The organism is Embleya sp. NPDC020886 (genome assembly GCF_044333915.1).
Taxonomy (GTDB): domain Bacteria; phylum Actinomycetota; class Actinomycetes; order Streptomycetales; family Streptomycetaceae; genus Embleya.
The window spans coordinates 582,925-597,747 of record NZ_JBIRRX010000004.1; the positions used below are offsets into that span (position 1 = coordinate 582,925).

Below are 14,823 nucleotides of genomic sequence, written 5' to 3' on the forward strand. Positions count from 1 at the left end.
GTTTGACCGGATACGCTCGGCCGGTGACCCCTGTGGATCAGCCCCGCGAACCGGCGGCCACCGACGGGCGCCTGGTCCGGCTCGGCTTCACCGACATCGCCGCCGCCGCACGCAACCTGCGCGACCCGGCACTGCTCGGCGCCGGGGAGGACTCGCTCTTCCTGGACGCGCTCGCCGCCACCGCCGACCCCGACCTCGCACTGCTCGGTCTGGTCCGACTGGCCGAGGCCGCCGCCGACCGCTCCGTCCTGTTGTCCACGCTCGCCTCGGCGAAGCCCTTCCGGGACCGGATACTGGGCGTGCTGGGGGTGAGCGCGGCACTGGGCGACCACCTCGCGCGCCACCCCGACGACTGGCGCACGCTGGTCACCTACGACGTCCAGGACGCCCGACCCACGCCGGCCTACTTCCACGCCGTGCTCACCACCGCCACCGCCGGCCTGCGCGGCGACCCGGCGTTGGTCGCGCTGCGGGTCGGCTACCGGCGCTGCCTGCTCTCGATCGCCGCCCGCGACGTGTGCGGCAGCGCCGACGAGCCGACGGTGGCCACCGAACTCGCCGACCTGGCCGGCGCCACCCTGGACGCCGCGCTCGACCTGGTCCGGCGCGAACACCCGGTCGAGGCCGAGCAGTGCCGCCTCGCGGTGATCGGCATGGGCAAGTGCGGCGGACGCGAACTCAACTACATCAGCGACGTGGACGTGGTCTTCGTCGCCGAGGCACCCCCCGGCGTGCCCGAGGGCGTCGCGGTCGCCGCAGCCAATCGGCTGGCCGGCGCGCTGATGCGGACCTGCTCGGCGACCACCGTCGAGGGCTCGATCTGGGAGGTGGACGCCAACCTGCGCCCGGAGGGCCGCAACGGCCCGCTCACCCGCACCCTGGCCAGCCACCTCGCCTACTACGAACGCTGGGCCAAGACCTGGGAGTTCCAGGCCCTGCTCAAGGCCCGCCCGGTGGCCGGCGACCCGGCGCTGGGCCGCAAGTACCTGGACAGCGTGTCCCCGCTGGTGTGGACCGCCGCCCGCCGGGAGAACTTCGTCGCCGACGTGCAGGCGATGCGCCGCCGTGTCGTGGACAGCATCCCCGCACGCGAGGTGGAGCGCGAGGTCAAGCTCGGGCCCGGCGGCCTGCGCGACATCGAGTTCGCGGTCCAGCTCCTGCAGTTGGTGCACGGCAAGTCCGACCCGGCGCTGCGCAGCGGCTCCACCCTGGACGCGCTCGCCGCGCTGTCCGCGGCCGGCTACGTGGGGCGCGACGACGGCGCCGCGCTGGACGCCGCGTACCGCTTCCTGCGCACGCTGGAGCACCGCATCCAGCTCTTCCGGCTGCGCCGCACCCACCTGATGCCCACCGACCCGGGCGAGCTGCGCCGGATCGGCCGCTCGATGGGCATGCGGGCGAACCCGGTGGGCGAGCTGGAGAAGGCGTGGAAGCAGCGCACGGTGGAGGTGCGCCGGCTGCACGAGAAGTTGTTCTACCGGCCGCTCCTGGACGCGGTCGCCCGACTCAAGGCGGGCGAGCAGCGGCTGACCCCGGAGGCCGCGCGGGCCCGCTTCGAGGCGCTGGGATACGCCGACCCGGCCGCCGCGCTGCGCCACCTGGAGGCGCTCGCGTCCGGGGTCAGCCGGCGCGCCTCGATCCAGCGCACGCTGCTGCCGGTGATGCTGAGCTGGTTCGCCGACTCGGCGGATCCGGACGCCGGGCTGTTGGCGTTTCGCCAGGTCTCCGACGCGCTCGGCAACACGCACTGGTATCTGCGTCTGCTGCGCGACTCGGGGGCGGGTTCGTCGGGGGCGGCGGCGGAGTACATGGCGCGGGTGCTCGCCTCCGGGCGACTGGCGCCGGACCTGCTGCTGCGCGCACCCGAGGCGGTCGCGATCCTGGGCGATCCGGACGGGCTTCGGCCGCGCTCGCGGGCCGTGCTGGAGACCGAGATCCTGGCCGCGGTGGGGCGGGCGCCGGGGCCGGAGAGCGCGGTGCAGGCGGCGCGCAGCGTGCGTCGACGCGAGCTGTTCCGGATCGTCGCGGCCGACGTGCTGGGCCGGCTGGACGTGGACGCCATCGGCAAGGCGCTCACCGATGTCAACGCGGCGACGCTGACCGGCGCGCTCCGGGCCGCGATCGACATGTGCGAGCGCGGCACGGGACCGATCCCGACCCGGATCGCGATCATCGCGATGGGCCGGTTCGGCGGCTACGAGCAGGGCTACGGCAGCGACGCGGACGTGATGTTCGTGCACGAGCCGATCGAGGGCGCGCCCGAGGAGGCGGCGACCAAGGCGGCGCACAGCGTGTGCAACGAGGTGCGCCGACTGTTGCAGATCCCGTCCACGGATCCGCCGCTGTTGATCGACGCCGACCTGCGGCCCGAGGGGCGGCAGGGCCCGCTGGTGCGCACGCTGGCGTCCTACCGCGCCTACTACGAGCGCTGGTCCAAGTTGTGGGAGAGCCAGGCGCTGCTGCGTGCCGACTTCACCTCCGGCGACGCCGAGCTGGGCCGACGGTTCCTGGCGATGGTCGACCCGCTGCGTCACCCGTGGGGCGGGATCGACGACACCCAGGTGCGGGAGATCCGCCGGATGAAGGCCCGGATCGAGTCCGAGCGGCTGCCGCGCGGCGCCGACCCGACCACGCACACCAAGCTCGGGCGCGGCGGCTTGGCCGACGTGGAGTGGGTGGTGCAGCTCTTGCAGTTGCGGCACGCGCACGCGGTGCCCGAGCTGCGGGTGACCGGCACTCGGCAGGGGCTCGTGGCGGCCCGGGACGCGGGTCTGCTCGACCGGCACGACGCGCAGATCCTGGACGACGCGTGGGTCGAGGCCACCCGGGTGCGCAACGCGGTGATGATCGTGCGCGGCCGGTCCTCGGACAGCTTCCCGACCGATGTGCGCGAGCTGGGCGGGGTGGCCCGGCTGTTGGGTCACCCGTCGGACGAGACCGGCAGCCTGATCGAGGAGTATCGGCGGGTGACCCGGCTCGCCCGGGTCGTGGTGGAGCGGGTGTTCTACGGGGAGGACGAGACTTCGACGGGCTCGCGCTGAGGTCGCTCGCGTCGCCGGTCGTCGTCCTCGTCCCGGCCCGCGCCCGCACCGGTGGGCACACGGTCGGGCTCGGCGGGTCGATCCCCGGGCCCGGCGTCCGCGCGCGGGTCGTCCGGTGGGTACTGCGGGAAGCGGTACGCGGAGCGCCCGTTCAGCAGGCACTGCAGGCCGAAGGCCGCGGCCAGGGTGATCCAGCCGCCGACCGCGTCGAGCACGAAGTGGTTGCCGGTCGCCACGATCACGAACAGGGTCGCGATCGGGTACAACACCCCGAGCACCTTGACCCACATCGGGCGGGCGAACATCACGATCGCCATCGCGCACCAGGTCGACCAGCCGATGTGCATCGACGGCATCGCGGCGTACTGGTTGGAGACGTTCTTCATGTCCCCGGACGCCATCGAGCCCCACGTGTGGTGGACCAGGACGGTGTCGATGTAGCCCGCGCCCGGCAACAATCGGGGCGGGGCCAACGCGAAGAAGAAGTATCCGAACAGCGCCAGGCCGGTGGTCAGGAACAACACCGTACGCACGGCTCGGTAGCGGCCGGGATGTCGGTGGAAGAGCCACACCAGGACACCGATGGTCACCACGAAGTGCAACGTCGCGTAGTAGTAGTTCATCGACACGATCAACCAGGTGACGCCGTTGACCGCGTGGTTGACGCTGTGTTCGATGTCGATGTGCAGCGCCTGCTCGACATCGAGCAACTGTCGGGCGCGGTGCACGGCCAGGTGTTCGCGCTCGGGCACCGCGTTGCGAATCAGCGAGTAGACCCAGTAGCTCAACGCGATCAACGCGAGTTCGACCACGAATCTGGGCCGGCGCGGCGTGCTCAGATAGGCACGCAATCGGGTCTTCGTGGGGACTGGCTGCATGGTTGTCCGTCCGGCTTCGTCGGTCACCCGTCGCCCCGACGGCGGCATGGTCTCTCGGCTCGGATTGCCCCCCATGGGTCAAGTCTGCCAGAGCCCATGCTTTCGCCGATCACCCCGTAGGGCCATCCGAGGGCGATCTTCTCCTACCCCGGGGGGAGGTATCGGGACGTATCGCGATGGGCTCGGGCAGGCGTTCGGGCGGGTCGGCGGGCGTGCGGTGGGGTGCGTCGCGGTGCGGGACGGGGACGCGTCGGTGCCGCCCCCTCGGATTCGTCGAGAGGGCGGCGCCGCGTGTCGTGGACGGGGTCCGGCCGGCGGTTTCGCCGGTGGGTCGGGGTCAGGGGGTCGGGAGGGACTCGGCCGGACGGTCGGTGGAGGTCGTGGTCGGCGCGGGTGTGCGCCCTCGCAGGGTGACGGCGGCGATCAGGGCGCCGGCGGCGGCGATCCCGGCGGCACCGAGGAACGCGGCGGAGAAGCCGTCGGTGAGCGCGGCGGGGTTGCCGATCTCCCGGGAGCCGTGCGCGGCGGCGACGGCGGTCATCGCGGCCAGGCCCAGGGCGGAGCCGATCTGGTAGCTGGTGTTGACGATGCCGGAGGCGAGGCCGCCCTCCTCGGGACGGGCGCTGGAGATGGCGGTGCCGAGGGAGGGGATGAACGCGAGGGCCATGCCGGCGGCGGCGAGCAGGGAGGCGGGCAGGACGTCGACCCAGTAGTTGCCGTCGGAGCGGACGAAGGACAGCCACAACATGCCGCCGGCGAGCGCGGCGAGGCCGGTGACCACGAGCGGGGAGGGGCCGAAGCGGGCGATCAGACGCGGCGCGAGCACGATCATCATCACCATGATGGCGACGGTCATCGGCAGCAGCGCGGAGCCGGAGGCGAAGGCGCCCAGGCCGAGGACCTCCTGGAGGTAGAGGTTGAGGAAGAACCACATCGGGATCCAGGCGCCCGCCATCAACAACTGGGCGAGGTTGGCACCGGCCAGGCCCGGCGTGCGCAGGATGCGCAGCGGCATCAGCGGCTCGGCCCGCTTGCCCTGGAGCAGCAGGAACAGCGCGATGAGGGCGACACCGGCGGCGAGGACGAGGAGCGTCTCGGCCGAGGCCCAGCCGGTCTCGGGAGCCCGGACGACGGCGTAGACGGCGGCGCCGAGGCCGGCGGTGACGGTGATCGCGCCCAGGATGTCGACGCCGCCGCGACGGGCCGGGGCGTCGGGCATCAGCGCCGGGGTGGCGACGAGGGCGAGGATCGCGACCGGGATGTTGATGTAGAAGACCCACGGCCAACTGGCGTATTCGGTGATCAGGCCGCCCAGGAAGACGCCGGCCGTGCCGCCGGCGGGGGCCGCGGCGCCGTACAGCGCGAAGGCCTTGGTCAGCTCCTTGGGATTGCCGCCGAAGAGCATCATCAACAGGGTCAGCGCGGAGGGCGCGATGAGCGCGGCGCCGACGCCCTGGACGGCGCGCCCGGCGAGCTCGACCCAGACCTGGTCGGCCAGACCGGCGGCCAGCGAACCGACTCCCAGGACGGCCCAGCCGGTGCTGAACATGCGCTTGGCGCCGAACAGGTCGGACAGCCGCCCGCCGAGCAACAACAGCCCACCGAAGGCGACCACGTAGGCGTTGAACACCCAGGACAGGTTCTCCTGCGAGAACCCGAGATCGGTCCGCATCTCCGGCAGCGCCACACCGATGATCGACGTGTCCATGATGACCATGAACTGCGCCAGCGCAATGAGCGCCAACGCGGTCCAACGGCGTGGATTGGGTTGGACCTGCGACTGAGACATCCTGATCACTCCGTAGATACGCATGGGGGGTATCGAGCGATCAGGAACATACCCTAGGGGGGTATCGATGCGCCAGGGGTCGGCGGGAAATACCTAGGTGGGGTATGTAATCGTCGGGCTGCGACGGCGAAAGGCCCTGCTCCCGCAGTCCGACGCGGGGGCAGGGCCCTTTCCGGGGTGGGCGAGTGGACGCGGTCGGTCAGCCGCCGATCCGGTGCAGGCCGAACGGCACGCCCTGGTCGTCGGTACACAGTGCGAACCGTCCGAAGCCCGGTTCCTCCGGGCGGGCATCCTCCGCGGTCCCGCCCAACTCGCGGACGAGCCGAACGCTCGCCTCGATGTCCTCCACCGCGAAGAACATCGTGACGGACGACGACGGGTCCCCGCCGTGCAGCCCGCCCCGGACGGTCGGCGTGGTGATCGAGACCTGGCCCGGCTCGCCGGTCGGTGGGAACTTCCAGTCGAACAGTCGGCCGAAGAAGGTTTGCGCCCGGAGCGGATCCGGGACGCCGATCTCGAAGAAGGTCGGCTCGCCGTGCATGACGACTCCCGCGTGTCGGTGAATGATTCCTCGACGGTAGGCGGGCGACTTGTCGTGGTCTTGGATATTTGGGCCGCCGCCCGGCCCTCGGCGGCCCCGTCGAACCGCCGTCAGACGCCGGCGGCCATGGCCGCGCCCGAGGCGTCGCCGGCCAGGCCGCCGAGGAACGCGGTCGGCGTGCAGCCGGCGTACTCCTTGAACTCGCGATTGAGGTGGGCCTGGTCGTAGTACCCGCAGCGGATCGCCACCTCGGCGAGCGATCGCACCTCGGGCCGACGGAGCAGGTAGACGGCGTGCTCGAACCGCACCAGATTGGCCATCGCCTTCGGTGGCAACCCGATCTCGGCCCGGAACCGTTGGGCCAGGCGTTTGCGACTCCAGCCGGTCTGCTCGTGCAACAGGCCGATCCCGAGATCGCCCCGGCGATCGGTCACCCGGCGCCACGACCCGGCCAACACCGGATCGGCGCCGTGTCCCCGCTCGGCCCGCGCGCCCAGGGCCGCCTCGACGCGCTCGAACCGCTCCGCCCACCCCGAGTCCCCGCGCAGCCGCTCGACCAGCTCGCCCGTACCCGGCCAAAGCTCGGCCACGTCCACCACCTGTTCGGCCAACTCGCTCGCCGGTACGTCGAAGAGCACTCCCGCCGCCAACGGCGAGAGTCGCACCTCCAGGACGCGCTGACTGCCGGCGTGCGCCGCCTCGACCCCTCCCCGCCCGACCCCCACCAACGCCGCCTCGGCCGCGGGGCCGCCGCGCCCGCCCCGCAACAACGAGAGTGGCCCGCCGAGGCCGATCAACAACACCAGCACCGGCGCCGGCAACTCGTGCCGCACGATCGGCCCGCCCAGCGACTCGCAGAACCCGCCATAGCCGACCACCAGCCCGTCGAGCCCGCGCCGCGGGTGCCCGACGGCGGCCTCCCAGCGCCCGCCCGGGCCACTCCCACGCCGAATCCCACCGAAGCTCACCACCCCTCCAGTCTCGCGCGCCGGGGCGAGGGGCCCGAGGCGAGCTCGCGGGCGCGGTGCGGTGGGGCGGTTCGGCGACGGGACCCGCGACCGGCTCGGGTGGGATCTCCCCGACGGGGGCGCTCCGCGTCTCGCGTACGGCGCTCGTGATCCGGTGCCGCGGCCCGCCGGGTCGCCGTGCGCTGCGACCGCCGCCGGGCGGCCCACCCGCACTCGCCGAGAGCCCCCACCCCTTGTTCGACTCCGGGCCAACTCCCGTGTGGGGCAAGGCGCGTTCGGTGAATTCCGTGGGTATGACCTGTAGGCGACGAAACCGACTCCGCGGCGCCTGCGGCCGTGGGCAGGGGGACGGGAGGACGACCGTGGTGGACGTGCGTCGAACCGAGGTGATCGTGGTGGGGGCGGGGCTGGCCGGGTTGAGCGCGGCGCGGACGGTGGCGGCGGCGGGGGTTCCGGTGACCGTGCTGGAGGCCGCGGAACGGCCCGGCGGGCGGGTGCGCACCGATCTGGTGGACGGATTCCGGATCGACCGCGGCTTCCAGTCGCTGACCACCTCGTGGCCTCAGGTGAACCGGCAATTGGACGTCGTCGCCCTCGGGTTGCGTTCGTTCCAGGCCGGTGTGCTGCTCCACGAGGACGGCCGCACCCAGCGGGTGGGCGATGTCCGCCGGGTGCGGGACGCGCTCGGCGGACTGCGCAACGGCAATGGCACCGACCGGGCCCGGGTGGCCGCGCTGCTCGCCCGGGCCGCGTCCACGCCGGTGGCCCGGGTGATGAGCGCGCCCGAGGGGTGCATCGCCGACGCGCCCACGATGCGCGCGCTGCCGCCCGAACTGACCCGACGTACGCTGCGCCCACTGCTGGCCATGCTGTTGCACGATCCGGCGTTGTGTTCGTCCAGCCGATTCGCCGAGTTGATGCTGCGCTCGTTCCTGCGCGGCCGGGTGGCGCTGCCCGCGCGCGGCATGGCGGCGGTGCCGGCGCAACTCGCCGCCGGGTTGCCCGCCGGCGCGGTGCGTCACGGCGTGCGGGTGTTGTCCGTCTCGGCCGACCGGGTGCTCACCGACGTGGCGGGCGAGATCCGCGCCGGCGCGGTGATCGTGGCCACCGACCCGACCACCGCGGTGACCCTGTTGCCGGGCCTGCGGATGCCCGCGTTCCACCCGGTGACCACGCTGTACCACGTGACCCGCGAAGCCCCCCGACCCGACGCGTCACTGCTCGTGGAGGCCGACCCGCGCAGCCCGTTCGCGCACACCGCGGTGGTCACCCAGGTCGCGCCCACCTACGCGCCGGACCGGCGGGCGCTGATCGCCACCACCGTGCTGGGCCACGACGGCGCGGAGCCGACCAAGCTCGAACTCCGGGTCCGCGAACGCCTGGCCGTCGTTTACGACACGCCCACCACCGAGTGGGCACACCTGACCACCTGTCACATCGCGCGTGCCGTCCCGGTGGTCGAGCCCGGCCACAACTTCCGCCGCCCGGTCCGCCTGATCGGCGGCCTGTACGTCTGCGGCGACCATCGCGACTCCAGCTCCATCCAGGGCGCCCTGGCCTCGGGCCGCCGAGCCGCCCGGTCGGCCCTCCTGGACCTGGGCGTCCCGGCCGGCTGATTTGGGCCCGAACGCCCGAAGGCGGCAAGCACGGACCCGAGCCGGCCCGGGCACACCCGCGTCCCCACGCTCACGCGGTCCGCACGAAACACCCCGACCGCGCCTCGAACTCCCGTACCGCCGGCACGTCCCGATACGGCGCCAGCCGATGCGTGAACTCGCGCACGTAGTCCACCGCCCGCGACGACCGCAGGCCCTCCGCCTGCTCCGTCGCCTCCGCCTCGATCCGACACGCCTGTTCGACCTCGCCCAACTCCAACCACGCGGTGGCCAGGATCGTCTGGCAGAACAGCCGACTGCGGGTGTACTCGCTGCCGCGCAACAGCAGCGACCGCTCGGCGTACTCGCGAGCCTTGTCGTAGTCCTCCAGGTCCCGGTAGCAGTGCGCGTGGTCGTCGGTGAGCTGCGCCTCGTTCATGAACGCGACCCACTCCGGCTCCTCGTCGCCGGGCGCCACGCACTCCAACGCCTGCTCCGCGCGCAGCAGCGCCGCGCCGCACGCCCGCGCGTCCCCGAGCAGCCCGTGCCCGCGCGCCTCGACCGCGTGGAACAGCGCCCGGACCCGGGGCGTGGCCACCCCCGAGGCGCCCTGCTGGGCGACCCGCGCCAGTTGTACCGCCTCGCGCCCGTGGCCGAGGTAGACCGCCTGTCGGCTCATCGTGGACAACACGAAGCCGCCGAGCGCCCGATCCCCCGACGCCTGGGCCAGCCGCAACGCCTGTACGAAGTAGCGCTGCGCCATCCCGTGCACGCCCACGTCGTACGCCATCCAGCCGACCAACCGGGTGAGCGTGGCCGCCGCGCCGAACAGCGCGCTGCCGGTGCGCGAGTCGTAGGTCCCGCGCAGTATCGCGGTCACCTCCGTGTCCAGGTAGCGCACCAACGCCTGCCTGCCGTGCCCGCCGCCGAACGAGTTGTCCAACCGCCGGAACGCCTCGCCGACCGCACGCACCGCGGCCACGTCGCCCGGCCCGACCCGATCGCCGTCCTGCCGGGCCGGCCGCTCGTCGCCGGCGCCGATCAGCCAGTCCCGACTGGGCACCACCAGCGCCCCGGGCGTGAACGCGGCCTCCACCAGCGCGGATCGTTGCGCCGAGTCGGCCTGCCACATGCCCGTGACGATCTCGACCGCCTCGGGCGGCCCCGACGCGTATTCGAGCCCGGCGTAGTCCGGCCGGCATCCGGCCATGCCCAGGTCCTCGGCGCTGAGCTTGCGGCCGAGTCGCTGGGTGAAGACCTCGGCAAGCAGTATCGGCACGATTCCGCGCGGATGTTGGCCACGCAGCCAGCGCGCCACGGAGGTCTTGTCGTATCGCAGATCGATGCCCTGTTCCGCACCGAGTTGGTCAACGCGTCGGGCCAGACCGGCATGCGAGAAACCGGCTTCCTCGACAAGCGCCGCCAGCCGGTGATTGGGGCGCCGCTCGACCCTGGCTGCCATGGAGATGAACGCCTCCCGCTGGTGCGGTGGTTCGGTGTGGGTGGGTGATCGCGCGAGAATCTAGCGATTTCTGGAGCGCTACAACCCGAACGCTCGCAACAATGACCCTTTCGAGCTACCGGGGCCGGCCCGGCGGTCGGGTGGCGAATCCGGCGCGACGGCGGCCTGTCGTGGTCGAGTTCGGCAGAACCTGCCGAATCCTCGGGGCGGATGCGATGCGGCATCACCATCGATAGGTCTCTTGCGGTGCACGAAGCCGTGGTGGAACATGCGCGAGGCAGTTCACCCGATGGGGTGATCGACCCCCCGGCCGAAGCCCGATGTCCCGAGCCGGAACACCCGAACCGCACAACCGGAACCGAATCGGCCGCCGGCGAGTCGATTCGGGTGACCGAGTCGCGCAACCGGCCGGATCCGACCGACGACCCGTCCCGCGGCCCGCCCCCGCGGCCGCACCCACTCGAAGGAAGCGCACGCGTGACCCGGCAGCCCGACGACACCGCCCGCGGGATCGTGATCCCCCTGGCCGTGGTCGCACTCGTGTGCCTGCTGCTCACCAGTGGCGTCTTCCTGTTCTCCGGTTCGGGCGACGACAAGGGCGGCAAACGCGCGATTCCGAACGACCTGAACCTGCCGCTGCCCGCGCCCGCCTACCCGCTGCCCCGCACCGTCCCGACAAGCCCGGGCGCGACCTCGTCGCCGGGCGCGAGCCCGACCCGGTCGGCCGGGCGGTCACCGTCCGCCTCGGCGAGCGCGACCGCCGGTACCGGCCCCACGGCGGCCCGCTCCACCGCGCCGCCCGCCTCGATCGCCCCGTCCGTCCCGGCACCGCCGGCCACCACCGGCCCCAAGGACATCTCCGTCGACGCCCGGGTGACCGATTCCGGTTGGGGTGTCGACGGCACGGTGGTCATCACCAACCGCACCACACGACCGCTGCCCGCCTGGGACCTGACCCTCACCACGTCCGGCCGACAGAGCGGCTTCACCATGTTGTGGGGCGAGGGCATGCGCACGAGCACCGATCGCGGGGTCGCCACCGCGCGCGGCAACGGCCCGTTGGCCCCCGGAGCCAGCGCGGTGATCGAGTTCGGGCTGTACGGCCGAGTCGCCGCGATCGGCTGCACCTTCACCGGCGTGACCTGCACGGTCCGCGGGCTCGACGCCGGCCATCGGTGACGTTCGGCCCCGTCGTACGCTGGTGCGCGTGACCAACTTCTTGCGATTCGTGCACCTGGGCCTCGGCGCCGCCGCCGTTCCGTACGAGGCCGCCTGGGAGGAGCAGCGCCGCGTGCACGCGCAGGTGGTGAGCGGGGAGTCCGCCGATACCTGCCTGCTCCTGGAGCACCCCGCGGTGTACACGGCCGGTCGCCGCACGGACCCCTCCGAACGCCCGATGGACGGCACCCCCGTGGTCGACGTGGACCGGGGCGGCAAGATCACCTGGCACGGCCCCGGCCAACTCGTCGGCTACCCGATCGTGCGGCTGCCCGAGCCGGTCGACGTGGTCGCGCACGTGCGTCGGATGGAGGAGGCGCTGATCCGGGTCTGCGCCGAGCTGGGCCTGGAGACCACCCGGATCGAGGGTCGCAGCGGGGTCTGGGTCCTGGGCGACGCGGTGCCGCCGAGCCCGACCCCGGTCGGCGGGCTCGACCTGCGCCTGGACGACCGCCTGGTGGCCGCGCCCGACCCGCGCCTGCACCCGGAGTTCGACCCGCGCCTGGCCGGCCCGGAGTACGCGCCCTCCAACGCGGGCCAGCGCGGCGACGACCGCAAGCTCGCGGCGATCGGCGTCCGGGTCTCGCGCAAGGTGACCATGCACGGCTTCGCGATCAACTGCGACGCGGACATGACGTACTACGACCGGATCGTGCCGTGCGGCATCAAGGACGCCGGCGTCACCTCGCTGAGTCGCGAACTGGGCCGCGAGGTCACCGTTTCCGAGGTGCTGCCGCTGGCCGAGAAGCACCTGGCCGAGGTGTTCGCGTCCGTGAGCGTGTGAGGCCCGCACACCGGCCCGTACACCGGCCCGCGTGACGCACGCCTCGTACCGAATCCGGCATCCGGGGAATCCACCCGGGTTCGTCCCGGTTGCCACCGGATGGGCCGTCCGGAGGCCCGAATCGCTCGGCGTACTCTGGACGCACCGCCCCACCACGGGCCCGGATCATCCTGACGGGCCCTCCGCAGTCTGTCCCGCCCCGCAGGCTGCCCCGAGCAAAGGGAGTCGCGCGTGTCCGCTGTCGCACCCGACGGCCGCAAGCTGCTTCGCCTGGAGGTCCGCAACGCGGAGACTCCCATCGAGCGCAAGCCTTCGTGGATCAAGACCCGGGCGAAGATGGGCCCCGAGTACACCGAGCTCAAGCAACTCGTGAAGCGCGAGGGACTGCACACGGTGTGCGAGGAGGCCGGTTGCCCCAACATCTACGAATGTTGGGAGGACCGCGAGGCGACCTTCCTGATCGGCGGCGATCAGTGCACCCGGCGCTGCGACTTCTGCCAGATCGACACCGGCAAGCCGGCCGAGCTCGACCGTGACGAGCCGCGCCGCGTCGCGGAGTCGGTCCAGGCGATGGGGCTGAAGTACGCGACCGTCACCGGCGTCGCCCGCGACGACCTGCCCGACGGCGGTGCGTGGCTGTACGCGGAGACGGTCCGCCAGATCAAGGAGCTGAACCCGGGCACCGGGGTGGAGCTGCTGATCCCGGACTTCACCGCGCAACCGGACCAGTTGGCCGAGGTGTTCTCGTCCCGTCCCGAGGTGCTCGCGCACAACATCGAGACGGTGCCGCGCATCTTCAAGCGCATCCGACCCGGCTTCCGCTACGAGCGTTCGCTCGACGTGATCACCCAGGCCCGGGCCGACGGCCTGGTCACCAAGTCCAACCTGATCCTGGGCATGGGCGAGGAGCGCGCCGAGGTCAGCCAGGCCATGCAGGACCTGTACGACGCCGGCTGCGAGCTGCTGACCATCACGCAATACCTGCGGCCGAGCGTGCGGCACCACCCCGTCGAGCGCTGGGTGCGCCCGGAGGAGTTCGTCGAGCTGAACGAGGAGGCCGAGGAGATCGGCTTCGCGGGCGTGCTCTCCGGACCCCTGGTCCGCTCGTCGTACCGCGCGGGCCGGCTCTACCGCCAAGCCCTGGAAGTGCGCGAGTCCCGCTCCGCTTCGGGCGAAGGTATGCAGACTTTCACGTCGGTTTGACCCGGACGTCATCGTTTGGTAACACATTGTTGCGAGAGTCGGCCGCAGTGCGGCGAACCTTCGCACCGAGAACAGGTAGGGGGACGACGTGATGCAGGACAGGCAGCAGGGCAACGCCTCGGTGTTGCGCGACGCGTTCGACCGCGGCGCCGCGGCCCGCCGGGCGACCGTGGGCCGGGTCTTCCGGGCCGTCGAGACCGTGCTGATGTTCGAGGGCGGTCAGCGCACCGCACGACGCAACGCGTGGGCGGCCGTGTGCGCGGACCGCAATCGCGCCCGCGCCCGCGCCGAGGCCTCCGAGATCCTGGCCCGGCTCGCCCCGGTCAAGCCGGCCCCGGGCGCCGGCTCGCACTGACGCGCGGATCGCCGTACGGCCGTTCACCGGGGGTTCACCCGCGGCGGGCGGCCGTACCGCTGCGCCGCGCGCATGAAGGTTCGGACAAGCTGTCGGCAGGCATTGTCCCGGGTGGATGACACGCCAGTATCCTTTTCACATGGCGAGCAAGGAACCAACCGAGAAGAGCGGCCGGCTGAAGCAGATCCGGCTCGCCTACCAGCAGACGAAGAAGGCCGATCCGTGGGTCGGCTTGATTGTGGCGGCCTGGGGCCTGGGCGTATTCGCAGTACTCCTGGCCATCGGCTTCTGGTGGGGACATCCGATCTACCTGGGCATCTTCGGTGCCCTCGTGGGTCTGCTCGCGGCGGCCTTCATCTTCGGACGACGGGCCGAGAAGTCGGTGCTCGGCCAGATGGAGGGCCAGCCCGGCGCCGCGTTGGCGGTCATGCAGTCACTCAAGCGTGGCTGGGTCGTGACCCCCACCGTGGCCATCACCCGCCAGCAGGATGTCGTCCATCGCGCCGTGGGTCGCCCCGGCATCATCCTGGTGGGCGAGGGCCAGCCCGGTCGCGTGACGCGACTGCTGGCCGATGAGAAGAAGCGGATGTCCCGCCTGGTGGCGAGCACCACGGTGCACACGATCATCGTCGGCAACGAAGAGGGTCAGGTCCCGCTGCTCAAGCTGCAGCGGCACATCATGAAGTTGTCGCCGACCATGGCCAAGCCCGAGGTCGCGGTGGTCAACGACCGTCTGCGCGCGGTCGGCGACCTGATGAAGAACATGCCGGTGCCCAAGGGCCCGATGCCGAAGGGCGCGCGCATGCCGCGCGGCCCGCGCGGCTGACCCACCCCGCGCGACACGGCGGCAACACCCCGTCCCCACCCGATCACACACGAGAGCGGCGGGGGGGGGGGGGGGGGCGCCCGGGGGGGGGGGCGGGGGGGGCCCCCCCCCCCCGGGGCGGGGCCCGAGGGGGGCGCGGCGCCGGGGGGGGGGGCGGTGGGCG

General features: G+C 72.5%; 12 protein-coding genes. 7 read left to right on the top strand and 5 right to left on the bottom strand.

Annotated elements, in window-relative coordinates:
- Positions 1 to 32 precede the first annotated feature (32 nt).
- Entirely contained in the window at positions 33 to 3,041 is a 3,009-nt protein-coding gene (locus ACH4U8_RS17560) for a bifunctional [glutamine synthetase] adenylyltransferase/[glutamine synthetase]-adenylyl-L-tyrosine phosphorylase (protein ID WP_395778900.1), read from the top strand.
- On the opposite strand, the gene ACH4U8_RS17565 is transcribed toward ACH4U8_RS17560, so the two are convergent.
- The 4 genes from ACH4U8_RS17565 to ACH4U8_RS17580 all read right to left on the bottom strand — a co-directional run bounded on the left by ACH4U8_RS17565 (position 3,005) and on the right by ACH4U8_RS17580 (position 7,217).
- Positions 3,005 to 3,919: a phosphatase PAP2 family protein gene (locus ACH4U8_RS17565; protein ID WP_360304863.1), complete on the bottom strand. Its 915-nt coding sequence runs from the start codon at positions 3,917 to 3,919 to the stop codon at positions 3,005 to 3,007. The genes ACH4U8_RS17560 and ACH4U8_RS17565 overlap by 37 nt on opposite strands.
- A 337-nt stretch (positions 3,920 to 4,256) precedes the next feature.
- Entirely contained in the window at positions 4,257 to 5,708 is a 1,452-nt protein-coding gene (locus tag ACH4U8_RS17570; protein WP_360304864.1) for an MFS transporter, read from the bottom strand.
- Between the two features lie 199 nt (positions 5,709 to 5,907).
- A complete protein-coding gene (locus tag ACH4U8_RS17575) occupies positions 5,908 to 6,249 on the bottom strand; it encodes a VOC family protein (protein WP_360304866.1) in 342 nt (113 codons plus the stop codon).
- Positions 6,250 to 6,359: 110 nt separating this feature from the next.
- Entirely contained in the window at positions 6,360 to 7,217 is an 858-nt protein-coding gene (locus tag ACH4U8_RS17580) for a helix-turn-helix domain-containing protein (RefSeq protein ID WP_395778659.1), read from the bottom strand.
- A 371-nt stretch (positions 7,218 to 7,588) separates the two neighbouring features.
- On the opposite strand from ACH4U8_RS17580, the gene ACH4U8_RS17585 reads away from it, so the two are divergent.
- Entirely contained in the window at positions 7,589 to 8,833 is a 1,245-nt protein-coding gene (locus tag ACH4U8_RS17585) for an NAD(P)/FAD-dependent oxidoreductase (RefSeq protein WP_379991221.1), read from the top strand.
- A 70-nt stretch (positions 8,834 to 8,903) separates the two neighbouring features.
- On the opposite strand, the gene ACH4U8_RS17590 is transcribed toward ACH4U8_RS17585, so the two are convergent.
- Positions 8,904 to 10,274, bottom strand: a complete 1,371-nt coding sequence (locus tag ACH4U8_RS17590) for a regulator (RefSeq protein WP_395778661.1) — start codon at positions 10,272 to 10,274, stop codon at positions 8,904 to 8,906.
- A 477-nt stretch (positions 10,275 to 10,751) separates the two neighbouring features.
- Between ACH4U8_RS17590 and ACH4U8_RS17595 the strand changes: the two genes are divergently transcribed.
- The 5 genes from ACH4U8_RS17595 to ACH4U8_RS17615 all read left to right on the top strand — a co-directional run bounded on the left by ACH4U8_RS17595 (position 10,752) and on the right by ACH4U8_RS17615 (position 14,660).
- Complete coding sequence (locus ACH4U8_RS17595; protein ID WP_360304873.1) at positions 10,752 to 11,453, top strand: hypothetical protein; 702 nt, start codon at positions 10,752 to 10,754, stop codon at positions 11,451 to 11,453.
- Between the two features lie 28 nt (positions 11,454 to 11,481).
- Positions 11,482 to 12,276 carry a lipoyl(octanoyl) transferase LipB gene (lipB, locus tag ACH4U8_RS17600; protein WP_379991223.1) on the top strand — a complete coding sequence of 265 codons (795 nt, stop codon included), beginning with the start codon at positions 11,482 to 11,484 and terminating at the stop codon, positions 12,274 to 12,276.
- A gap of 231 nt (positions 12,277 to 12,507) precedes the next feature.
- Positions 12,508 to 13,479, top strand: a complete 972-nt coding sequence (gene lipA, locus ACH4U8_RS17605; protein ID WP_360304877.1) for a lipoyl synthase — start codon at positions 12,508 to 12,510, stop codon at positions 13,477 to 13,479.
- 91 nt (positions 13,480 to 13,570) lie between these two features.
- The gene (locus ACH4U8_RS17610; protein ID WP_379991227.1) at positions 13,571 to 13,834 is read left to right on the top strand and encodes a hypothetical protein; all 264 of its coding nucleotides are present in this window, start codon (positions 13,571 to 13,573) and stop codon (positions 13,832 to 13,834) included.
- Between the two features lie 139 nt (positions 13,835 to 13,973).
- Entirely contained in the window at positions 13,974 to 14,660 is a 687-nt protein-coding gene (locus ACH4U8_RS17615) for a DUF4191 domain-containing protein (protein ID WP_360304881.1), read from the top strand.
- Positions 14,661 to 14,823 lie beyond the last annotated feature (163 nt).